This window comes from Cellulomonas sp. S1-8, assembly GCF_026184235.1.
In the GTDB taxonomy this organism is placed as follows: Bacteria; Actinomycetota; Actinomycetes; order Actinomycetales; family Cellulomonadaceae; genus Cellulomonas.
In genome coordinates, this window is record NZ_CP110806.1 from 1,701,963 (window position 1) to 1,724,113 (window position 22,151).

Consider the following 22,151-nt stretch of genomic DNA (forward strand, 5'->3'; position numbering starts at 1 on the left):
GCCCGGGCACGGCGGCGCTCAGTCGCCGGACCCGGCCCGGGTGTCCGCGTACAGCGCGTCGACCTCGGCGGCGAAGTCGACGAGCACGGCGCTGCGCTTCACCTTGAGCGACGGCGTGAGGTAGCCGTTCGCCTCGGTGAAGTCCGTCGGCAGGACGCGCACCTTGCGGACCGACTCGGCGCGGGACACCGCCTCGTTCGCTCGGGCGACGGCGCGGTCGAGGGCCTCGAGCACCTGCGGGTCCGTCGCGGCGGTCGTGACGTCCATCGGGGGCAGCCCGTGCATCGCGAGCCAGCCCGGCAGCATCTCGGCGTCGAGGGTCACGAGCGCCGCGATGAACGGCCGCTGGTCGCCGACGACGACGACCTGGCTGACCAGCGGGTGGCCGCGCAGGCGGTCCTCCAGCGCGGCGGGTGCGACGTTCTTGCCACCGGCGGTGACGATGATCTCCTTGCTGCGTCCGGTGATGCGCAGGTGGCCGTGCTCGTCGAGCGTGCCGATGTCGCCGGTGTGGAACCAGCCGTCGACGAGCACCTCCGCGGTCTCCTCGGGCATGTGCCGGTAGCCGCGGAAGACGTGGGGACCCTTCACCCAGATCTGCCCGTCGTCGCCGACGCGCAGCGAGGTGCCCGGGAACGCGGGACCGACGGTGCCGACCCTCGTCGAGCCCGGCAGGTTCACGGCCGTGGCCGCGGACGTCTCGGTCAGGCCGTAGCCCTCGAGCACGTGCACGCCGATGCCGCGGTAGAAGTGGCCCAGCCGCTCGCCGAGGGGCGCACCGCCGGACACGGCGTACTCGGCACGTCCGCCGAGCGCCCCGCGCAGCTTCACGTGCACGAGTCGACCGGCGAGGCGGTGCTGCGCGGTGAGCGCGGCGGACGGGCCCCCGTCGGTGTCGAGGGCGCGCGAGTAGGCGATCGCGACCTTCGCCGCCCACCGGAACAGCTTGAGCTTGACGCCCGAGCCGGCCTTCTGCTCCGCCGAGTTGTAGACCTTCTCGAACACCCGCGGCACGGCGAGCACGAACGTGGGCTGGAACGAGGCGAGGTCGGGCAGCAGGTTGCGGGTGTCGGGCGTGTGGCCCAGCACCGCGCCGGACGGCACGCACAGCACCTGGATGAACCGCGCGAACACGTGGGCCAGCGGCAGGAACAGCAGGGTCCGGGAGTACGACTTCGCGCAGACCTCGCCCAGGCCCTCGACGCCGTTGCGCGTCAGCGCGACGAAGTTGCCGTGCGTGAGCTCGACGCCCTTGGGGCGTCCGGTGGTCCCCGAGGTGTAGATGACGGTCGCCAGGTCGTCACCGCGCGCGAGCGTGCTGCGCCGGTCGATCTCCTCGTCCGGGACGTCGGCGCCCCGGGCGACGAGCGTGCTGATGGCGTCCTCGTCGATGACGAGCACCTCGGTGAGCCCGGGCAGGTCGCCCCGGACCTGCGCGACGACGGCCGCGTGCGCCGCCGTCTCGACGACCGCGACCCGCACACCGGAGTCCGACGCGATCCACCGCACCTGCTCGGCGGACGAGGTCTCGTAGACCGGGACGCCGACCGCGCCCGCGGCCCAGACCGCGAAGTCCACGAGCGTCCACTCGTACCGGGTGCGCGACATGATCGCGACCCGGTCCCCGGGCTCGACACCCGCCGCGACCAGGCCCTTGGCCACCGACCGGACCTCGGCGACGAACGCGGCGACGGTCACGGGACGCCAGGTCCCGCCCAGCGAGGTCTGCCGCTCGGCGAACACGCCGTCGCGGTCGCGCGCGAGCCGGTCGGCGAGCATCGTGCAGATCGAGGCGGCCGGGTCGGGCGCGGCCAGGGCGGGGGACGTGAACTCGGGCATGCGACGCGCTCCTCGTGGCGGGGAAGGGTTCGACCCTAGTGGGCGCCGTCCCGTCGGCGCCGGGACGTCACGCCGGCGGGTGCTGGTGCGTGGGGTCGAGCACCCGCTGCAGGAACACGCGGGTGCGCTCCTCCCGGGGTGATCCGACGACCTGGTCCGCGGGGCCGGTCTCCACGACCAGGCCGTCGTCCATGAACACGACCCGGTCGCCGACCTCCCGAGCGAACGCCATCTCGTGCGTCACGACGATCATCGTCATGCCGGCGTCGGCCAGGTCGCGCATGACGGCGAGCACGTCCCCGACGAGCTCGGGGTCCAGCGCCGAGGTCGGCTCGTCGAACAGCATGAGCCGGGGGTCCATCGACAGCGCTCGCGCGATGGCGACGCGCTGCTGCTGCCCGCCGGACAGCTGCCCGGGCATCGCGTGCGCGCGGTCGGCCAGGCCGACGCGCTCGAGGTTGGCCAGCGCGACCTGCTCGGCATCGGCGCGCGAGCGGCGCAGGACGCCGCGCTGCGCCATGGTGCAGTTCTCGAGGACCGAGCGGTGGCCGAACAGGTTGAACTGCTGGAACACCATGCCGACGTGGGTGCGGACGCGGTCGATGTCGACGTCCGGGTGGGTGACCTCGACGCCGAGCACGTCGACGCGCCCCGACGTGGGCTGCTCCAGCAGGTTGATGCAGCGCAGCAGGGTCGACTTGCCGGACCCGGACGGGCCGATGACGCAGACGACCTCGCCCGCGGCGACCGTGAGGTCGATCCCGCGCAGCACCTCGCGCTCGCCGAACGACTTGTGCAGGTCACGGACGGAGACGACGGTGTCGTCGCTCGGGTCGTCGTTCACTTGCCGCGTCCCTTCGTGGCCGTGCGCCGCTCCAGCCAGCGCGTGAGCTGGCCCAGCGGCAGGGTGAGGATCAGGTAGCACGCGCCGGCGACGAACAGGGCTGTCAGCCCGCCCTGCGCGGTGCTGAGGGCGTCGCGGCCGATCTTCGTGAGCTCGTACTCGGCGACCTGCATGCCGAGCAGGAACACCAGCGAGGTGTCCTTGGTCAGCAGGATGATCTCGTTGGTCATCGGGGGCAGCACGATGCGGAACGCCTGCGGGACGACGACCTGCACGAGCGTGCGCCCGTGCGACATGCCGAGCGACCGGGCCGCCTCGACCTGCCCCTTCGGCACCGCCTCGATGCCGGCGCGCAGGGTCTCGGCGATGTACGCGGACGCCACGACACCCAGCGCGATCGAGGCCTTCGCGAGCATCGACGGGATGCTGACGCCGAACGCGATCGGGACGGCGAACCCGACCGACAGGACGACGAGCAGCGCGGGGATGCCGCGGAAGAACTCGATGTACACCGTTGCGATCCAGCGGTACGGGCCGACGGACGACAGCCGCATGAACGCCAGCAGGGCGCCCAGCGGCAGGCCGACGGCGAACGCGCCGAGCGTGTAGCGGACCGTGTTCCACAGCCCGAGCGGCATCCGGTCCACCAGGTCGGCGGCGACGGCGGGGTCGAACAGCTGGGAGGACACGTTGGACCAGTCGGTCAGCACGACGACCGCCGTCAGGGCGAGGGCGAGCACGCAGTACTGCACGGCACGGGTGATGCGGGCGCGCGTGCGGGGGCTGGTCCGGCGTCGGCCGGGCGGCATGGCGAGGGTCTGCGGGGCGGTGGTCATGCGCACTCCCGGGTCGGCGCGGTGCGGTGAGGACGAGGGTCCCGCCCCGCGGGGTCGTCAGTCGGCGGCGGGTGCGGTGCCGATGCGCGTCGTGTAGATCGCGTCGTACGTGCCGTCCTGCGCGATGCGCGCGAGCGTGGCGTTCACGGCGTCGAGCAGCGCGGCGTTGCCCTGCCGGACGCCCAGGCCGTACTGCTCGCCCGTCGGGAAGGTCGTGGCGACCTCGAAGCCCTGCGCGACGAAGGGTCCGAGCACCGCGATGTCGTTGATCACCGCGTCGACCTGACCGGTGCGCAGCGCCTGCACCTGCAGCCCCAGGTCCTCGAACTGCACGGTCGTCAGGTCCTGCTCCTGGGCCCAGGTCTCGCCCGTGGTCGCCATCTGCACGGCGACCTTCGCGCCGGCGAGCGACTCCACGTCGTCGAGCCCGGAGTCCTCGGCGACGAGCAGGCCCTGGTCGGCGTCGAAGTACGGCGCGGAGAAGTCGAACTTCTCGGCGCGCTCGTCCGTGATCGTGAGGCCCGAGGCGACCAGGTCGCACGCGTCGGTGTTCAGCGACGCGCCGGACTGGATCGAGTCGAACGGCGTGACGACGGTCCGCAGCTCCACGCCGAGGTCGTCGGCGACCTCCTGCGCGAGGTCGATGTCGAGGCCGACGACGTCGCCGTTGTCGTCCTCGAACTCGAACGGCTCGTAGGGCGGGTTGGTGCAGACGGTGAGGGAGCCTGCGTTCACCAGCGCGAGCTCGTCACCGCCCGCCGTCGCGGCGTCCCCTGAACCGGAGGTGCAGGCCGTCGTGGCGAGCAGGGCGGCGGCGAGGGTGCCGAGGAGCAGGTGGTGACGCATGGTGGTCCTTCCGGGCGGGACGATGCACGCATAGCTATGCGTGCAACATCATCCCTATCCGTCACCCGGGGCGACCCGGGACGTCGGTCCCGGTCCGACCGCGTGACGGCACCCGGTGCCGTCGCGTCAGCGGGCGACGGCCTCGCCGAGGCGCGCGTCCTGCGCCACGACGGTCTCGCCGTCCCCGGCGGTGATCTCGAGCGTGCCCGTCGCGCGCCCCGCGTTGCGCACGTCGTCCAGCGCGGCCTCCACGCCGGCCCGCAGCGCGTCCGGGACGTGCAGCACGGCGTGCTCGACGGGCGTGCGCATCGACACCTTCGCCTCGGACTTCACCTTGCGCAGCGCCGCCAGCGCGGCGCCGGCCCCCGCGACCAGTCCGGGATCGGTGCCGGCCGCGGCGTCGCGCAGGCCGGCGCTCGTCGGCCACGGCGCGCGGTGCACCGTGCCCTCGCGCCACCACGACCAGACCTCCTCGGTCGCGAAGGGCAGCACGGGCGCGAACAGGCGCAGCAGCGTGTCGAGCGCGATCCCCAGCGCGGCGCGTGCCGACGCGGTCGCGGGGGTCACGTCGGCGGTGGCCGCACCGGCCCCGTAGGCGCGGTCCTTGACCAGCTCGAGGTAGTCATCGCAGAACGTCCAGAAGAACGTCTCGGTCAGCTCCAGGGCGCGGGTGTGGTCGTACCCCTCGAGCGCCGCCGTGGCCTGGTCGACGACGTCTGCGAGGCCCGCGAGCATCGCGCGGTCCAGGGGCTGCGTGACCAGCGCGGGGTCGAGCGGGACCGGCTCGTCGGCCGCACCGAACGACAGGACGAACTTGCTCGCGTTGAGCACCTTGATCGCCAGGCGGCGACCGATCTTCATCTGCCCGACCTCGAACGCCGCGTCGGTGCCCAGGCGCGCGCTGGCCGCCCAGTAGCGCACGGCGTCGGAGCCGTGCTCCTCGAGCAGGCCCATGGGCGTGACGACGTTGCCCTTGGACTTGCTCATCTTCTTGCGGTCGGGGTCGAGGATCCACCCGCTGATCGCGGCGTGCTTCCACGGCAGCGTGCCCTCCTCGAGGTGAGCACGCACCACGGTGGAGAACAGCCAGGTGCGGATGATGTCCTGCCCCTGGGGGCGCAGGTCCATGGGGAACGTCCGGGAGAACAGGTCGGGGTCGTCGAGCCAGCCGCACACGATCTGCGGGGTCAGGGAGCTCGTCGCCCAGGTGTCCATGATGTCGGGGTCCCCGACGAACCCGCCCGGCACGCCGCGCTGGTCGGCGGTGTAGCCCGCCGGGACGTCGCTCGACGGGTCGACGGGCAGCGCGGCCTCGCCGGGCACCAGCGGGGAGTCGTACCGGGGCTCGCCCTGCTCGTCGATCGGGTACCACACGGGGATCGGGACGCCGAAGAACCGCTGGCGCGACACCAGCCAGTCGCCGTTGAGCCCGCCGACCCAGTTGTCGTAGCGCACCCGCATGAAGTCGGGGTGGAAGCCCAGCTCACGACCCCGCGCCAGCAGGTCCGCGCGCAGGTCCTCGTCGCGCCCGCCGTTGCGGATGTACCACTGACGGCTCGTGACGATCTCGAGGGGCTTGTCGCCCTTCTCGTAGAAGTTCGCCTTGCGCTGCGTCGCCACCGGCTCACCCAGCAGGTCACCGGACTCGCGCAGCCCGGCCACGACGGCCTCGCGCGCGCTGAACGTCGTCTTGCCGGCCAGCTCGCCGTAGACCGCCCGTCCCGCCTGCGACGTCAGCCACTCCGGGGTGTCGCGCAGCACGCGGCCGTCGCGGCCCACCACCGAGCGCGTCGGCAGGCGCAGCTCGCGCCACCACTGCACGTCGGTGAGGTCGCCGAAGGTGCAGCACATCGCGATGCCGGCGCCCTTGTCGGGCTCCGCCAGGGGGTGCGCGAGGACGGGCACCTCGACGCCGAACAGCGGGCTGGTCACGGTGGTCCCGAACAGGTGCTGGTACCGCTCGTCGTCGGGGTGCGCGATGAGCGCGACGCACGAGGGCAGCAGCTCGGGGCGGGTGGTCTCGATGACGACCGCCTCGCCGTCCGGGCGGTGGAAGGCGACCTTGTGGAACGCGCCCGGGTAGTCGCGCGCCTCGAGCTCGGCCTGCGCGACGGCGGTCTGGAACGTCACGTCCCACAGCCCGGGCGCCTCGGCCTGGTACGCCTCGTTGCGGCCCAGGTTGCGCAGGAACGCGCGCTGCGACACCGCCCGGGCGGTCGCACCGATGGTCTGGTAGGTCATCGACCAGTCGACGGACAGGCCGAGGCGACGCCACAGGGCCTCGAACTGCAGCTCGTCCTCGCCCGAGAGCCGCTCGCACAGCTCGATGAAGTTGCGGCGCGAGACCGGCACCTGGTCACCGGGCTTGATCGACTTGCCCTCGCCGCCCTCGTGCGGGGGCACGAAGCCCTCGACGTAGGGCAGCGACGGGTCGCAGCGGACGCCGTAGTAGTTCTGGACGCGGCGCTCGGTGGGCAGGCCGTTGTCGTCCCAGCCCATGGGGTACATGACCTGGCGGCCGCGCATCCGCTGGAATCGGGCGACGACGTCGGTGTGCGTGTAGGAGAACACGTGGCCGACGTGCAGCGAGCCGGAGACCGTCGGGGGCGGGGTGTCGATCGAGTAGACCTGCTCGCGCTCGGCGGTGCGGTCGAACGTGTAGGTGCCGGCGTCCGCCCAGGCCTGCGACCAGCGGTCCTCGAGGCCGTCCACCGTGACCTTGTCCGGTACCTGGCGGGCGGCGTGGGCGCTCGTCGGGGCGTCGGGTCGGGTCAGGTCGCTCATGAGGACCCATCCTCCCAGATCGTGGCGGTCGTCCGCGCACGTCGGGGTCAGTCCGGCAGCGCCCCGCCGCGCGCGTCGAGCAGGTCCTGCAGCACGACCTGCTCGCGCGTCTGGGAGTCGACGACGCCCTGCGCGAACCGCACGACCTCGGGGTGGTGCGCGTGGTCGACGGCGTGCCGCGCCATCTGCACCCCGCCCGCGTGGTGGTCGATCATCAGGGTGAGGAACAGCCGCTCGGCCTCGACGCCGTCGGCGGCACGCAGCCGGTTCATGTCCTGTGTCGAGACCCACCCCGGCATGTCGGCGAGCGCGCCGCCGGACGCGTGTCCGTGGTCCGCGTCGTCGGCCATCCACGCCATGGGGCCGTCGGGCGCGGCGGCCGGCAGGCCCCACAGCCGCAGCCACGCGGCCATCTGGCCGATCTGCTGCTGCTGGATCGTCAGGACGTCGAGGGCGATCGCGCGCAGCGTGTCGTCGTCCGACCGGTCACGGACCAGGATCGACAGCTCGACCGCCTGGGCGTGGTGCGCCTGCATGTCGCGGGCGAACCCGGCGTCGACCGAGTCGTCCGTCGGGGTGGCCGCGTCCGGCCGGGCCACCAGCGTCGCGCCGACCGCGAGACCGACGAGCGCCGCGAGCAGGACGAGCACGGCGACGACCGCCCGGGCCGTGCCGGTGATCCCGGCGAACGCCTCGCTGAAGGCGGACCGGGGGGCGCTGCTCGTGACCGGTGGGGTCGCGGGCTCGTCGCTCACGCCGGTGTGCCGACCCCGTTGCTGCACAGCGCGCCGGCCTCGGGCAGCTCGGGGTTCAGCAGGTACTTGCGCACGAACACGGGCAGCCGGTCGTCGTCCGCGGAGTCGGTCTGCAGCTGGAAGCCCCAGGCGGTGGCGACGACGGGGGAGGGCAGGCCCGGGAACGGCGAGACCAGGACGTACGACTCGCCCTCGGCGAGCGCGTGCAGCGCGGCGACCTCGTCGGCCGGCAGCTCCGGGTCGTGCGTGATCCACACGGCGCCGTGCTCGAGCGAGTGCACGGCGTGCTCGTTCACGACGGGGTCGGTGTAGATGCCGCAGTTCTGCCACGCCGCGTTGTGCTCGCCGCCGACGGGCGGGGTCTGCGGGTAGTCGACCTGGGTCTCGACGTGGTCGAACGACATCTCCCCGAAGGTCTCGACGCCCTCGATCTCGGCTGCGGCCTGCGCCTCGAGCTGGGAGGCGCGGCGCGCCTCCCCGACGAGCACGAACGCCGTCGCGGAGATCAGCGCCAGGACGAGGACACCGACGATGCCGCCGACCAGCCACGTGCGGCGCCGTGTGGTGCGGCTCTGCTCCGCGCGGATCCGGGCGAGCCGGGCCGCGCGCTCGTCGTCGCGCTTCGAGGTCGTGCTCATCGCCGGGGGTCTCCGTTCGGGGGCGTCCGGTGGGGAGGTCAGCGTACGCGAGGTTGAACCGTCAACCCAGGCGGCCCGGTCAGCCGGCCTGGCGCGCGCGGTACGCGGCGACGTGCGCGCGGTTGCCGCAGTGGTTCACGTCGCAGAAGCGGCGGGACCGGTTGCGCGAGAGGTCGACCAGGACGGCCCGGCACCCGTCGCCCTCGCAGACCTTCATGCGCGCGTACTCGTCGGACCGCACGACGTCGACGACGCCCATCGCGGTCTCGACGACGATCACGGTGGCGAGGGCGGCGCCGGGTGCCGTCGCGTGCAGGTGCCAGTCGACGGCGTCGTGGCGGACGAGGAACGGCACGGCGTCCGACTCGCGCAGCATCGCGTTGACGAGGTCCGCGGCCTCGTCGCGGTCGACGTCCCAGAGCAGCGCGATCCGGTCGCGCGCCGCGCGCACCTGCGCGACCTCGTCGTCGTCGCGGTCGTGCCGGCCGGTGTAGCCCCAGCGCGTGAAGTAGTCGTCGAGCTCGTCGACCGTGCTCATGGCGTCGCGCCCGTCGCGGCGGCGCGCGGTGTTGACCAGCTCGGAGGCGGCCTGCAGGTTCATCTCGGTGTCACGAGCGAAAACCATCTTGACTCCTGTCAGGGCCGGGAGCTAGCGTCATGAGCATAGGAGCAGTTGACTGCTGACACCCGGGAGGCCGGGACGGTCGCTCCCGTGCGTCGGCCCCTCGCCGACGCCCCAGCTCCCGCCACCGTCCCGATCGCCGCACGCGACGGGGGTGCGGGCCGACGTGCGGGAGACGACATGCAGGGCACCGGGACGCGTGGGGTCGGCATCGCCGCGGGGCTGATCGCCGCGCTCGCGTTCGCGACGAGCGGGCCGGTCGTCAAGCCGCTGCTCGCCGCGGGCTGGAGCCCGGGCGCCGCCATCCTCGTACGGCTGACCATCGGCGCGGTGCTGCTCGCCGGGCCCGCGCTGTGGGCGCTGCGCGGACGCTGGGCCGCGCTGCGGTCCGACTGGTCGACCGTGGTCGGGCTCGGCCTGCTGGGCGTCGCCGGCGCGTCCACCATGTACTTCTTCGCGGTCGAGCGGCTGCCCGTCGCGGTCGCGCTGCTGGTCGAGTACACCGGGCCGCTCCTGCTGCTGCTGTGGGCCTGGGCGCGCACCGGCCGCGTGCCCGCGCGGGCGACCCTCGTCGGCGCGTCGCTCGCCATGGGCGGCCTCGTGCTGGTGCTGGACGTGACCGGCAGCGTGCGCCTCGACCCCGTCGGCCTGCTCTTCGCGGGGGCCGCCGCGATCGGCAACGCCGCCTACTTCGCGTTCACGGCGCGACCTATCGCACTGCCGCCGGTCAGCCTGGCCGGGGCTGCCATGACCGTCGGCGCCGCCGTCGTCGCGCTGCTCGCGCTCGTCGGCGCGCTGCCGATCGAGGCCCCTGACGTGCGCGTGGACCTGCTGGGCGCGCAGGTGCACTGGATGGTGCCGCTGCTGATCGTCGGGGCCGTGCCGACCGCCTTCGCCTACGGGATCTCGGCGGTGTCCGTGCGGCTGCTGGGGGAGCGGCTCGCGTCGTTCCTCGCGCTGTCCGAGGTGCTGCTGGCCGTCGCGCTGGCGTGGGTGCTGCTGGGGGAGCAGCCGCTGGTGGTGCAGGGGGTCGGCGCCCTCCTCGTGGTCGCGGGCGTCGCGCTCGTGCGCTCCGGGTCCGACCGTGACGTCGAGCGCGGTGCGACGCCGCCGCCGGCCGTCGAGGTCCGCGCCGAGCGGGCGCCCGAGCCCGTCTGACCCGACTCGGGCGAGGTGTCAAGAATTCTTGACATCGGGCGTCGATCGCGCCACGCTAGGGATGTCAAACATTGTTGACATCACCAGGGAGTGGGCATGACGTACGAGGAGAAGGGCGCGTGGGTCTACGGGCTCGTCTCGCTCGCGGTCTGGGCCGGGTACGTGGCCGTCGTGCTGCAGCGCAGCGACGGGGGGCCGCTGACCGAGGTCCGGTACGTGCCCGTGCTGCTGTGGACCATCGGGATCTCCGTCCTGCTCAACGTGGTCGTCCGCGTCCTGGTCGAGATCGTGCGTCCGAGCGACACCCAGCGGGCCGACGTGCGCGACCGCGAGATCGACCGGCGCGGCGAGTACGTGGGCGGCGCCGTCCTGGCCATCGCGATGGTCCTGCCGCTCGGTCTCACGCTGGCCGAGGTCGACCACTTCTGGATCGCCAACGCCATGTACCTCGCGTACGTGCTCGGAGCGCTCGTCGCCAGCGTCGTCAAGGTCGTCGTCTACCGGCGGGGCTTCTGACGTGGGTGGCCGACCGACCCGCGTCACCAACCGCATCCGCCTGCTGCGCGCCGCCCGCGACGACATGACGCAGGCCGATCTCGCGGCACGCCTCGGCGTGACCCGGCAGACCGTCATCGCGATCGAGCAGGGCCGGTACTCGCCGTCCCTCGAGACCGCCTTCCAGATCGCGCGGGTGCTCGGGGTCCCGCTCGACGAGGTGTTCGACTACCCCGACGACGAGAACTGACCACCCGCCGCCAGGAGGCCGCCGTGCGCACCACCAGCCGCACCACCACGTCCCGTCCGACCGCCACCATGACCGCCGTCGTGTGCGACCGCTACGGCCCGCCCGACGTCCTGCACGCGGCGCGCGTGCCCGTCCCGGAGCCCGGGACGCAGGACGTCGTCGTCGCCGTGCACGCCGTCGCCGTGAGCCGGGCGGAGACCGCGTTCCGGGCCGCCGACCCGGCGTTCGCACGGCTCGCGTCCGGGCTGCTGCGTCCCCGCCACCGGGTGCTCGGCGGCACCCTTGCGGGCGTCGTCACGGCCGTCGGTGCCGACGCCGCCCCGTGGCGCGTCGGCGACCGCGTGGTCGTCCAGACCGGGATGGCCATGGGCGGCTACGCCGAGCAGGTCCGCGTCCCCGCCGGACACGTCGTGCTCCTGCCCGACGACGTGACGGACGACGACGCGGTAGCCGTCGTCGAGGGCGGGCTCACCGCGCTGCCGTTCGTCCGCGACTACGCACGTGCGCGGCCCGGCCTGCGGCTGCTCGTCAACGGCGCCGCCGGGGCCGTCGGCGCCTCCGCGGTCCAGCTCGGCGCGCACCTGGGTGCCACGGTGACCGCGGTCTGCGGACCCGCGCACGCCGACCTCGTCGCGGGCCTCGGCGCGGCCGACGTCGTCGACCGCTCCCGCACTCCGCTCGAGCGGCTCACCGGGACCTACGACGTCGTGCTCGACGCGGTCGGGACCAGCTCGCCGCGCGCGTGCCGCCACCTGCTCGACGCCCACGGCAGCTACCTCACGACGGTCCCGACGATCGGCACGCTGGTGCGGACCGCGACCCGCAGGTGGGAACGCGGCCGCACCGCGGCCGTCGGGTTCACCGGGCTACGGCCGGTGCCCGACCAGCGTGCCGACATGGAGGTGCTCGTGGGTCTGCTGCGCGACGGGCAGGTGCGGGCCGTCGTCGACCGGACCTACCCGCTCGGCGGGGCCGCCGCCGCCCACGCGTACGTCGACACCGGGAGCAAGGCGGGATCGGTGCTGCTGCACCCGTGACGCAGCAGGGCGCGGGGGTGGACGCTGCGCCCTGGACCCCGCGCCCTGCGCCCGTCGGCCACCACGGCGTGATCCGCAGGATCCGTGATGGGGTGGGCGGGTGCTCGTGCGTCCGACGACCCCCGCCGCGCTCGTCGCGCACGTGGCCGACCTCGTGCGCGCCGAGCCGGGGCGCCGGCGTGTGCTCGTCGACGGCGCCCACCCGCTGGGAGCCGCCGCGCTCGCCGACGCGCTCGTCGAGCCGCTGCGAGCCGCGGGACGTGCCGTCGTGCGCGTGCGCGCCGACGACTTCCTGCGCCCGGCGTCGGTGCGCTACGAGCACGGGCGCGAGGACCCCGACGCCTACCTCGAGGACCGGCTCGACACCGGCGCGCTCGCGCGTGAGGTGCTCGACCCGTTCGCGGTCGACGGCACGCACCTGCCCGCGCTGTGGGACGCGACCCGCGACCGGGCGACCCGCGCGCCCCGGACCCGGGCACCCGACGGCGCGGTGCTGGTCGTCGACGGCGAGCTGCTCCTGGGGCGCGGGCTCGCGGCGGACCTGACGGTGCACCTGGCGGTGCGCCCGACGACCCTCGCGCGGCGGCTCGGCGACGCGCACGCCTGGCAGCGGCCCGCGTTCGCGCGCTACGACGCCGAGGTCGCACCGCAGGACGTCGCCGACGTGGTCGTGCGCGTCGACGACCCGCGGCACCCGGCCCTCGTCGAACGCTGAGCGCACCGGCACCTGTCGGCGGACGGGGCTACGCTCGACGAGCAGGGGGACGAGCAGCCGGGAGGGCGCACCACGTGGCAGGTCTGACGGTCGGGTACGCAGCGATGCTGGAGCAGTTCCACCCGCGCGAGGCGGTGGAGCTCTCGGCGTACGCCGAGCAGCACGGGTTCTCCGGGGTCATGGCCGCGGACCACTTCGCGCCGTGGGTGCCCGCGCAGGGGCAGTCCTCGTTCGTGTGGAACGTGCTGGCGGCGGTCGGCGAGAACACGACGGGCGACCTCGGCCCCGGGGTCACCGCGCCGACGTTCCGCTGGCACCCCGCGATGGTCGCGCAGGCGTCCGCGACGCTCGCCGCGATGTACCCGGGGAGGCACTGGCTGGGCCTGGGCTCCGGCGAGGCGCTGAACGAGCACGTCGTGGCCGGCTACTGGCCCGAGGCGCCCGAGCGCATCAACCGCATGTTCGAGGCCATCGACATCATCAAGAAGCTGTTCTCGGCGTCGCTCGCCGACGGCATCATCACGGTCGGCGCGCCGCTGGAGAAGATCACCGGGCTGTTCGGCAAGTTCGCCGAGGGCGCGCGCGAGGCCGGCAAGGACCCCGACACGATGCCCAAGGTGCTGCAGCTGCACCTGTCGTGGGCCGAGACCGACGAGGTGGCACTCGCGAACGCGATGCACGAGTGGCCCAACGGCGGCATGAAGTTCCCCAAGGCCGACATCCGCTCGCCGTTCGACTTCGAGCAGATGGCCAAGCTCGTCCGGCCCGAGGACTTCGAGGGACGCATGGTGATCTCGTCGGACCCCGACGTGCACCGCGCCGAGATCCAGAAGTACGTCGACCTCGGGTTCGACCGCATCTACCTGCACAACGTCGGCCGCAACCAGCGCGAGTGGATCGAGGTCTTCGGCCGCGACGTGCTGCCCCACCTCGCGCGGTGAGCGTGGGGGAGCTGCGGGTCTGGGCGCCCGACGGCATCCGCGAGGTCGTCCCCGGCGACGACCTCGTCGCGCTGCTCGTCGCGGCGCTGCACGCGGACGCCGCCCACGACCCGGGCCACGCGCTCGTCGACGGTGACCTCGTCGTCGTCACGAGCAAGGTCGTGTCCAAGGCCGAGGGTCGGGTGATCGACGCCGACGACCGCGAGCGCGCGATCACGGACGAGACCGTGCGGGTCGTGGCGACGCGCGAGCACGCCGGCGGCGTCACGCGGATCGTCGAGAACCACCTGGGCCTGGTCATGGCCGCCGCCGGGGTGGACGCGTCGAACACGCCCGAGGGCACGGTCCTGCTGCTGCCCGTCGACCCGGACGCGTCGGCGCGCGCGCTGCGGGCCGGGCTGGTGGCCGCGTTCGGCGTGCGGCTGGGGGTCCTGGTCACCGACACCGCCGGCCGGCCGTGGCGGCAGGGCGTCACCGACCTGGCCATCGGCGCGGCAGGCGTCGAGGTGCTCGACGACCTGCGGGGTCAGCTCGACACGTTCGGCCGGCCGCTGACGATGACCGTCGCCGCCGTCGCCGACGAGGTCGCCTCGGCCGCGGAGCTCGTCAAGGGCAAGGCGTCGGGGCGTCCCGTCGCCGTGGTGCGCGGCGTGGGCCACGTCGTCACCGACGACGACGGCCCGGGGGCGCGTCTGCTGGTGCGCACCGGGCCGGACGACATGTTCCACCAGGGGTCCGCCGAGGCGTACGCGCAGGGGTGGAAGGACGCGCTGGAGCGTCCGGGGCGGTAGGGGTGGTGACGTCCGGGCCGGGTGGTGCGTCCGCGTCGGGTGGTGCGCTCGGGTCGCCGCGGGACGTCGTGCTGGTGGTCGACGCCGCGAATGTCGTCGGCTCGCGCCCCGACGGTTGGTGGCGTGACCGCGCCGGGGCGGCGACGCGGCTGCTGGGCCGGCTGCCCGCGCTCGTCGGCGCGACCCTGACGGCGCCGGACGGCGCCGGCGTGCGGGTCCTGCGCGTCGACGTCGTCCTCGAGGGGAAGGCGCGAGACGCCACCGATCCCGGTGCGCCCGGCCTCGTCGTCCACCTCGCGCCGCACGACGGCGACGCGGAGGTGGTCGTCCGGGCGCGCGCGGCCGGGGCGCACGCCCTCGTCGTCACCGCGGACCGGGGCCTGCGCGCACGGCTGGACGGTGCCCCGGTCGCCGGGCCGGGGTGGCTGCTCGGTGTCCTCGACGGACCGCTCAGACCGTCGTCGGGTGCCCGTACACCAGGCGCCGGTACAGCCACTCCGCCGGACCGCGACGTCCCGCCGCCTCCAGCGACACCGCGACCGCCACCGTGACCAGCCACACGCCGACGGCCCAGGCCACGACCTGTGCCGAGCCCAGGTGCGTCCCGAGGCCACCGGCCCACGCGGCCAGCGGGAGCACGAAGAGCACGGACTGCAGCAGGTAGCACGTCAGGGACCGGGTGCCGACGGCTCGCAGCGCCCGGCCCACCGGGCCCAGGGTCGTGAGCGTCGTGCCCCGTGCGGCGACGACCCAGCCGACCAGTGCGGCGAACGCGACGCCGCCCACGACCCCGGTCATCTCGTGGAGCATCGCCGACCCGAACGCGTCGAGCGCCGACGGGTCCCGCAGCCGCGCGACGGCGGTGGCGAAGGGCACCGCGCCCAGCACGCTGACGGCCAGGCCCACCAGGGTCGTGCGGCGGAGCAGCCGGACGTGGTCCGCGGGGCGCTCGAGGATCTCGCGACGGGCGGCCCACAGGCCCAGGAGCACGAGCGGCACGGCGACGACCGCCCCGAGGGGCGCACCGACCAGGCCGCTCATCGCGCGGGTGGCCACGGCCAGCAGCGGCGACTCCTCGGCGGGGAGCACGAACTCCGCGCCCCCGAACATCTCCTTCAGCACGATCCCGCCGCCCATCGCGCCGCCGATGAGCCCGGTGACGGGCAGCACCAGCGCCGCGGTGACCAGCAGGGTGCGGTCCGACGCGCGCACGAACGCCACCGCCAGCAGGCCGGCCAGCCCGTAGGCGCCCAGGATGTCGCCCTCGAACAGCAGGAGCACGTGCGCGGCACCGAACGCGACCAGCACGGCCGCGCGCCGCAGCAGGTCGGCGCGGCACGCCGGCCACGGCACCCACGCGGCGGCGCGACGGCGGACGACGACCCCGATGCCGTACCCGTAGAGCAGCGCGAACATCGGCATCGTGCGGCGGTCGACGAACAGGGAGACGACGAGGTCGACGGCACGGTCGACCGCCGACGAGTCGACGGGCCGCAGTCCCAGGCCGACCGCACCACCGGCGAGGTGGATCACGGAGTTGGCGATCGCGATGCCGAGCAGCGCCAGGCCACGCGCGACGTCGGGCGCGACGGCGCGCTGGGCCGTCGGGACCGGGTCGACGCGCACGGACGGGTGGGGGATCTGCTGCACCGGCCGGGCGTGCGGCGGCGTAGGCCGTGGCGGCGTGTTCTGCGTGGTCATGCCGTCATCGTCGCGCGCGGCGGCCGGACGTCGCCTCGGTCGCGCGGATGGTTCCCGGGTGGCCGTCCGGTGGACCCGCCGCGGGCCGAGAGGTCGGGACCTGGCTCAGCGCGCCTTCGCCGCGGCCTTGGCCGCCTTCTTGGTCGCGCGCACCTTGCCGAGCGACTCGGCGTCGCGGACGTCGGCGATGGACCGGAACTCGTCGTCGCCGTAGGCCCCCGCCGCCTCCCGCCACCCCGCCGGCTCGACGCCGCGCTGCTTGCCGAGCAGGGCGAGGAAGATCCGGGCCTTCTGGTCACCGAAGCCGGGGAGCGCCTTGAGCCGGCGCAGCACCGTCGCGCCGTCAGGGTCACCGTCGGTCCAGATGCGGGTCACGTCGCCGTCGTGCTCGTCGACGACCGCGCGCGCGACGGCCTGGATGCGTCCGGCCATCGACCCGGGGTAGCGGTGCACCGCCGGCGGCGTCGCGCACAGCGCCGCGAACTCCTCGGGGTCGGCGTCCGCGATGCGCTGCGCGTCCCAGCCGCCCATGCGGTCGGCGATCTTCGCGGGACCCGCGAACGCGGTCTCCATGGGTACCTGCTGGTCGAGCAGCATGCCGACGAGCAGCGCGAACGGGTCGTCGTCGAGCAGTCGGTCCGCGGCGTCGTCGCCCGTCATCCACAGCCTGTCGGTCATGGCCTCATCCTGACGCACGGCCCGCCACGGGGGCAGTCCTTCGTGGTGGGCCCTCGCCCAGCCGGCGTGCGGCGAACGAGAGCATCGTGGGGATGGAGGCGAACCAGCGCTCGTCGTCGGTCCAGTCGTGCTCCGGAGCGCGGTGGTGGGGGAGCGACGGCGGCTCGTCCAGGTCGACGACGGCCAGCCCGGCGTCGCGCAGGCGCTGGACGTACCAGGCGAGGGGTCGGTGGTAGTGGCGGTGCCCGCCGAACGAGTCGATCCACCACTGCTCGTGCTCGAGGTACCCGGTCACGCGGCGGTGCCGCTCGTCGTCGTACACCGGCTGCTGGCGGAAGAACGCCGGGTGCAGGACGCTCGCGACGAGCACCCCGTCGTCGGTCAGGCTCGCCGCGACGTCGGCCAGCAGGCGGTCGAGGACCGGGAGGTCCATCAGCACCATGTGGCTCACGACCACGTCGAAGGGCCCGGCCACCTCGCGCGGGAGACCACCGGTGAGGTCGCCCACCTCGAAGCGCAGGGTGGGGTGGTCGGCCCGTGCCCGGGCGACGAGCTCCTCGCTGCCGTCCACGCCGACGACCTGCGCGCCGCGCGCGGCGCACAGCGCGGCGAGCCACCCGTGCCCGCAGCCGAGGTCCAGCACGCTGGGGCTGCCCGCCGGCAGCCACCGGGCGAGGAACGGCTCGAACCGGCGCCAGAACGAGTCGTCGGTGCTGCCCACCACCGCGGCGTAGCTCGCCGCCGCTCGGTCCCAGGCCGCCCGGTCGGCGGTGGCGTCGCCCGCGTGCCACAGCGTCATGCGGCCATCGTCGCGCACCACGGCAGGTGGGCGCGACGCCACGAACCGGGCACCTGTGGACGAACCGGACGCGGACGCGCCCGAAGTCGCTACCCTCGGCCCGTCCGGCGGGTGTGACCGCGAGCACACGGACAGGCCGACGAGCGGGGGGAGCGACGTGCGGACCCGACTGACGTACCGCCGACCCGTGCGGGACCGGGACATCGACGTGGACGTCGTGGTGACCGCCGACGCCGGCGCGAGCGTCGCGGACGTCGCGGACGCCCTCGTCCGGGCCGAGCAGGTCGCCGGACGCGTCGTGACCGGACCCGTGACGCTCGCGATCGCGCCGCCCGACGGGGGCGCCCCGCGCACCCTGCCCCGCCGTGCGGGTCTGGCCGAGGCAGGTCTGCGCGCGGGCTCGACCGTGGGGCTGACGCCCGCCGACGACGACGACACGGCCGGCGGGGGCGTCGCACCGCAGGACGCGCACGCGCGGCTCACGGTCGTCAGCGGACCGCAGGCGGGGCTCGAGGTGCACCTGCCGCGCGGCACCACCACCGTGGGTCGGGGTGCCCACAGCGACGTGCGGCTCACCGACCCGATGGTCTCGACGACGCACGCGCGCATCGTGGTGGGGGACACCGTCGAGGTGGTCGACGCCGGCTCGTCGAACGGTGTCGTGATCGGGTGGGGTCGCGTCGACCGTGCGGCCGTCGGACCCCGGGACTACGTCGTGCTCGGCGAGACGATCCTCACGCTGACGCGCGTCCGGCCCGCCGACGCCTCGGGAGACGGTGCGGCCGTCGTCGCGTTCAACCGCTCGCCACGTGTCGTGCCCGTGCACCCCGAGCGCACGGTCGAGGCACCCGCGCCGCCCGAGCCGGCGCGACCGGGACGGTTCCCGCTGGTCGCGCTCGCCGCACCGGTCGTCATGGGGGCCGTGCTGTACGCGGTCTTCCCTCGGCCGACGACGCTCGTGTTCCTCGCGCTGAGCCCGCTGCTGCTGGTTGCCGGGTGGGTCGACAAGCGGTTCTCCGAGCGGCGCCGGCTGCGGGAGGAGACGGCGACGTTCCGGGCCTCGCTCGACGCGCTCGAGCAGGACCTGGCCGCGGGCGTCGAGGAGGAGAGGCGCGTGCGGCTGGCGGAGCTGCCCTCGACCGCGCAGGCGACCCGCGGGGCACGCGACCTCGGACCGGTCCTGTGGTCGCGGCGCCCGGGTGACGCCGCGTTCCTCGTCCTGCGGACGGGCGTCGGCACGTCGGCCTCCCGCACGACGGTGCGGCTCCCGCCCCGGGGGCGGGCGAGCGCCGAGCACTGGGGGCTGGTCGAGGGTCTGCGTGACCGGTTCTCCGACGTCGACGGTGTTCCCGTCGAGGTCGGGCTGCGGGACGTCGGAGCGGTCGGCGTCGCCGGCCCGCGGGGGCACGTCGACGACGTCGCGCGCGCCCTCGTCGCGCAGCTCGTGTGCCTGCACGCCCCCTCGGAGCTCGTCCTGGCGGGCGTCGCGTCGTCGTCGAGCCGCGACCGCTGGGACTGGCTGAAGTGGCTGCCGCACGTCGCCTCGCCGCACAGCCCGCTGCAGGGCCCGCACCTGGCGGCCGACCCGGTGACGTCCACGGCGGTCGTCACGGCGCTCGAGGAGCTCGTCGCGGCGCGCCGCGCGCTCGGGCGGCACGGTGAGCACGCCGAGCCGGCGGTGCTGCTCGTCGTCGAGGACGACGCGCAGGCCGAGCGCGGACGCCTCGTGCGGCTCGCGGAGGACGGCCCCGACGTCGGCGTGCACGTGCTGTGGTGCGCCGCGCACGTCGAGTCGCTCCCCGCCGCGTGCCGCACGTTCCTCGCCGCCGACGACGCGGGCGTGCGCGTCGGCCGCACGCGAGACGGCCGCTGGGACGCCGTCACCTGCGAGCGTCTCGACGTGCCGGCCGCGACGGACCTCGCGCGCCGGCTCGCGGCCGTCGTGGACGACGGGACGCCCGTCGTCGACGAGTCGGACCTGCCGCGCAGCGTCGCGCAGCTCAGCCTGCTCGGCCCCGAGGTCGCGGACGACGCGACCGCGGTCGTCGAGCGGTGGCGCGAGACCGGGTCGTCCTCGGCGCGGCGGCCGCGTGCGTCGTCGCGGCGGCGGGACCGCCGTCGTCGGGCAGGCGGACGACCGGCTCCGCGGACGCCTGCACGCCTGGCGGGACGCGCCCGAGCGTCCGCGGCGACCGCGCAGCCGGCGGTCCTGTTCGTCGCGACCGGGTGCCGCGGGCGGGCGCACGCCGCCGCCTCGGCGCTCGCCTCGTCGCCGCGCTCGAGCGCCGGCGCACCTGCACGCAAGCGCCGGTCGACGACGACCTCGCCGCGGCCGCGGCGCCGCCGTCGAGCGATCGCGCGACGCGGGCTCGCCGCGGACGTCGGCGCGCGGCGTCGAGGCGGTCGCGCAGCGCGGGCGTCGGGGCTGGACCTGCGGCCACCCACGGCTGCGCGGCACCCCGACGCGGGTCGCGCTGCGCATGGCGGACGAGGCGGACTCCGTCGACGTGCTCGGCACACCGCTCGCGGCGGGTTTCGACCCGGCCGTCCCCGGCCGGGGGGCCGTGCGCACCGGCCCGGGTCGTCTCGCGCTGTTCCAGGCCGGGTACGCCGGCGGGCGGTCGAGCAGCACGCCGCCGCGCGCCGGCGTCGCGCTCGAGTCCCTGGAGTTCGGCCCCGGCGAGCCGTGGGACGTCCCGCTGCCCGTCGACCACACGACGCCGGACGACGACGGGCCCACGGACCTCGCCCGCACGGTCCGCACGGTGCGGGCCGCCGCCCGCGTCGAGGCGATCCCGCCCCCGCGACGCCCGTGGCTGCCCGAGCTCGGCGCCCTGCAGGCGATCGAGGAGCTCGCCGACCCGGTGCGTCCCGGGGTCGTGCTGGGCGTCGTCGACCGGCCCGCACGCCAGGAGCAGCACGCGTGGACGTGGGACCCCGACGCCGAAGGGTCGCTGGTCGTGCTCGGCACGAGCGGTGCCGGCAAGTCGACGACGCTGCGCACGCTCGCGGTCAGCGCCGCCCTCGGCGCGCTCGGCGTCGGCGGTCCCGTGCAGGTGTACGGGCTCGACCTGGGGTCCGGCGGGCTCGCGATGCTCGACGAGCTGCCGGTCGTCGGGTCCGTGGTCGACGGCGCCGACACCGAGCGCGTGCAGCGCCTCATGCGCACGCTGCGCACCGCGCTCGACGACCGGGCGACGCGCTTCGGCGCCGTGCGCGCCGGGTCGCTCACCGACTACCGCACGCTCGCCGGACGGCCCGACGAGCCGCGGCTCCTGCTCCTGCTCGACGGCCTCGCGGCGTTCCGTGAGGCGTACGAGGCCGACGCCGGCCGCACCGGCGCGTGGTCCGTGCTGCAGCGGCTGGTCGCCGAGGGGCGGCCCCTCGGCATCCACGTCGCGATGTCGGCGGAGCGGCCGGGCGCGCTGCCCACGTCCCTGGCCGGCAGCGTGGCCCGCCGTCTGGTGCTGCGGCAGGCGGACGAGAGCGCGTACGGCGTGCTCGACGTGCCGAAGGACGTGCTCGGGCCCGACTCGCCGCCGGGCCGCGGTGTCTTCGCCGGGGAGGGGGACGAGCTGCAGGTCGCCGTGCCCGGCGGGCGCGCGGCGCCGGCGGAGCAGGCCGTCGCGGTCGCGGCCCTCGCCGCACGTTTGCGCGCCGCAGGGGTGGGCGCGACGCCCCCGGTGCGACGGCTGCCGACGGTCGTGGCGGCGGCGAACCTGCCGGCCACGGTCGCCTCGCTCCCGGTGCTGGGGATCGCCGACGACACGCTCGAGCCGTGCGGGTTCGAGCCGCGCGGCACGTTCCTGCTCGCCGGCATGCCCGGGTCGGGCCGCACGACCGCCCTGGTCGCGCTCGGCACGGCGCTGCGGCGCGCGCTGCCCCGTGCCTCCCTGTACTACGTCGGCGCGCGGCGGTCCCCGGTGCGTGAGCGCGTCGCGTGGACGGGCACGGCGTCGACCCCCGACGAGATCGCGGCCCTCGCGCGTGAGCTGCTGCCGACGCTCGCGGCGCCCCCGTCGGATGACGGGCCGGTCGTGCTCGTCGTCGAGGCGCTCGCGGACCTGCTCGGCGGCCCGGCGGAGCAGGCGCTCACCGAGGCCGTGCGCACCGCACGACGCAACGACCACTTCGTGCTCGCCGAGTCCGAGACGAGCACCTGGGGCTCGTCGTGGCCGCTCGTCGCGGAGGTGCGCAACGGACGGCGCGGGTTCGTGCTGCAGCCCGACCACCTCGACGGCGACGCGCTGTTCCGCACGACCTTCCCGCGCATGGGCCGCGCGGAGTTCCCGCCGGGACGTGGCGTGCTGGTCGAGCAGGGCAGGTTGCGGCGCGTGCAGCTGCCCGTCGCGGACTGAGCCCGGCTGCGCCGCCGAGCCTGTGGACAAACCCGGACGAGCACGGACGAAACTCGCTAGCGTC

Annotated in this window: 20 protein-coding genes and 1 pseudogene; 10 read left to right on the forward strand and 11 right to left on the reverse strand. The window is 74.9% G+C overall.

Annotated features, from left to right (window positions below):
• Window positions 1-18: 18 nt before the first annotated feature.
• The 8 genes from OKX07_RS07615 to OKX07_RS07650 all read right to left on the reverse strand — a co-directional run bounded on the left by OKX07_RS07615 (window position 19) and on the right by OKX07_RS07650 (window position 9,167).
• Window positions 19-1,839 (reverse strand): AMP-dependent synthetase/ligase, encoded by a 1,821-nt coding sequence (locus OKX07_RS07615; protein WP_265631222.1) that lies wholly within the window; start codon window positions 1,837-1,839, stop codon window positions 19-21.
• A 67-nt stretch (window positions 1,840-1,906) separates the two neighbouring features.
• Window positions 1,907-2,683, reverse strand: coding sequence for an amino acid ABC transporter ATP-binding protein (locus OKX07_RS07620; protein ID WP_322746833.1), 777 nt, complete (start codon window positions 2,681-2,683; stop codon window positions 1,907-1,909).
• Window positions 2,680-3,519, reverse strand: a complete 840-nt coding sequence (locus tag OKX07_RS07625) for an amino acid ABC transporter permease (protein WP_265631223.1) — start codon at window positions 3,517-3,519, stop codon at window positions 2,680-2,682. The genes OKX07_RS07620 and OKX07_RS07625 overlap by 4 nt, the downstream gene beginning before the upstream one ends.
• Before the next feature lie 57 nt (window positions 3,520-3,576).
• The gene (locus OKX07_RS07630) at window positions 3,577-4,365 is read right to left on the reverse strand and encodes an ABC transporter substrate-binding protein (protein ID WP_265631224.1); all 789 of its coding nucleotides are present in this window, start codon (window positions 4,363-4,365) and stop codon (window positions 3,577-3,579) included.
• Between the two features lie 126 nt (window positions 4,366-4,491).
• Window positions 4,492-7,149 (reverse strand): valine--tRNA ligase, encoded by a 2,658-nt coding sequence (gene valS / locus OKX07_RS07635; RefSeq protein WP_265631225.1) that lies wholly within the window; start codon window positions 7,147-7,149, stop codon window positions 4,492-4,494.
• 47 nt (window positions 7,150-7,196) lie between these two features.
• Entirely contained in the window at window positions 7,197-7,904 is a 708-nt protein-coding gene (locus tag OKX07_RS07640; RefSeq protein WP_265631226.1) for a DUF305 domain-containing protein, read from the reverse strand.
• Window positions 7,901-8,542: a DUF3105 domain-containing protein gene (locus OKX07_RS07645; protein ID WP_265631227.1), complete on the reverse strand. Its 642-nt coding sequence runs from the start codon at window positions 8,540-8,542 to the stop codon at window positions 7,901-7,903. Before OKX07_RS07645 ends, OKX07_RS07640 begins: the two co-directional genes overlap by 4 nt.
• Before the next feature lie 79 nt (window positions 8,543-8,621).
• On the reverse strand, window positions 8,622-9,167 hold the full coding sequence (locus OKX07_RS07650) for a CGNR zinc finger domain-containing protein (protein ID WP_265631228.1): 546 nt from the start codon (window positions 9,165-9,167) through the stop codon (window positions 8,622-8,624).
• A 177-nt stretch (window positions 9,168-9,344) separates the two neighbouring features.
• Between OKX07_RS07650 and OKX07_RS07655 the strand changes: the two genes are divergently transcribed.
• The 8 genes from OKX07_RS07655 (at window position 9,345) to OKX07_RS07690 (ending at window position 15,102) form a co-directional block, all read left to right on the forward strand.
• Entirely contained in the window at window positions 9,345-10,322 is a 978-nt protein-coding gene (locus OKX07_RS07655; RefSeq protein ID WP_265631229.1) for an EamA family transporter, read from the forward strand.
• A gap of 96 nt (window positions 10,323-10,418) precedes the next feature.
• Entirely contained in the window at window positions 10,419-10,838 is a 420-nt protein-coding gene (locus OKX07_RS07660; RefSeq protein ID WP_265631230.1) for a hypothetical protein, read from the forward strand.
• A 1-nt stretch (window position 10,839) separates the two neighbouring features.
• Window positions 10,840-11,067: a helix-turn-helix transcriptional regulator gene (locus tag OKX07_RS07665; protein WP_265631231.1), complete on the forward strand. Its 228-nt coding sequence runs from the start codon at window positions 10,840-10,842 to the stop codon at window positions 11,065-11,067.
• A 23-nt stretch (window positions 11,068-11,090) separates the two neighbouring features.
• On the forward strand, window positions 11,091-12,104 hold the full coding sequence (locus OKX07_RS07670; protein ID WP_265631232.1) for an NAD(P)-dependent alcohol dehydrogenase: 1,014 nt from the start codon (window positions 11,091-11,093) through the stop codon (window positions 12,102-12,104).
• Between the two features lie 100 nt (window positions 12,105-12,204).
• Entirely contained in the window at window positions 12,205-12,819 is a 615-nt protein-coding gene (locus OKX07_RS07675; RefSeq protein WP_265631233.1) for a uridine kinase, read from the forward strand.
• A gap of 104 nt (window positions 12,820-12,923) precedes the next feature.
• Entirely contained in the window at window positions 12,924-13,760 is an 837-nt protein-coding gene (locus tag OKX07_RS07680; protein ID WP_265631854.1) for an LLM class flavin-dependent oxidoreductase, read from the forward strand.
• Window positions 13,757-14,551: a coenzyme F420-0:L-glutamate ligase gene (gene cofE / locus OKX07_RS07685; protein WP_265631234.1), complete on the forward strand. Its 795-nt coding sequence runs from the start codon at window positions 13,757-13,759 to the stop codon at window positions 14,549-14,551. Before OKX07_RS07680 ends, cofE begins: the two co-directional genes overlap by 4 nt.
• A 5-nt stretch (window positions 14,552-14,556) precedes the next feature.
• Window positions 14,557-15,102, forward strand: a complete 546-nt coding sequence (locus OKX07_RS07690; RefSeq protein WP_265631235.1) for a hypothetical protein — start codon at window positions 14,557-14,559, stop codon at window positions 15,100-15,102.
• On the opposite strand, the gene OKX07_RS07695 is transcribed toward OKX07_RS07690, so the two are convergent.
• The 3 genes from OKX07_RS07695 to OKX07_RS07705 all read right to left on the reverse strand — a co-directional run bounded on the left by OKX07_RS07695 (window position 15,002) and on the right by OKX07_RS07705 (window position 17,729).
• Window positions 15,002-16,252, reverse strand: coding sequence for a DUF418 domain-containing protein (locus OKX07_RS07695; RefSeq protein WP_265631236.1), 1,251 nt, complete (start codon window positions 16,250-16,252; stop codon window positions 15,002-15,004). The genes OKX07_RS07690 and OKX07_RS07695 overlap by 101 nt on opposite strands.
• Window positions 16,253-16,357: 105 nt before the next feature.
• Complete coding sequence (locus tag OKX07_RS07700; protein WP_265631237.1) at window positions 16,358-16,930, reverse strand: HhH-GPD-type base excision DNA repair protein; 573 nt, start codon at window positions 16,928-16,930, stop codon at window positions 16,358-16,360.
• A gap of 4 nt (window positions 16,931-16,934) precedes the next feature.
• A complete protein-coding gene (locus tag OKX07_RS07705; protein WP_265631238.1) occupies window positions 16,935-17,729 on the reverse strand; it encodes a class I SAM-dependent methyltransferase in 795 nt (264 codons plus the stop codon).
• Between OKX07_RS07705 and OKX07_RS20460 the strand changes: the two are divergent.
• Window positions 17,728-18,465: pseudogene (locus OKX07_RS20460) on the forward strand (FHA domain-containing protein); the annotation flags it as partial. The gene OKX07_RS07705 and the pseudogene OKX07_RS20460 overlap by 2 nt on opposite strands.
• A 1,744-nt stretch (window positions 18,466-20,209) precedes the next feature.
• Window positions 20,210-22,087, forward strand: coding sequence for an FtsK/SpoIIIE domain-containing protein (locus tag OKX07_RS07710; RefSeq protein WP_265631239.1), 1,878 nt, complete (start codon window positions 20,210-20,212; stop codon window positions 22,085-22,087).
• Window positions 22,088-22,151 lie beyond the last annotated feature (64 nt).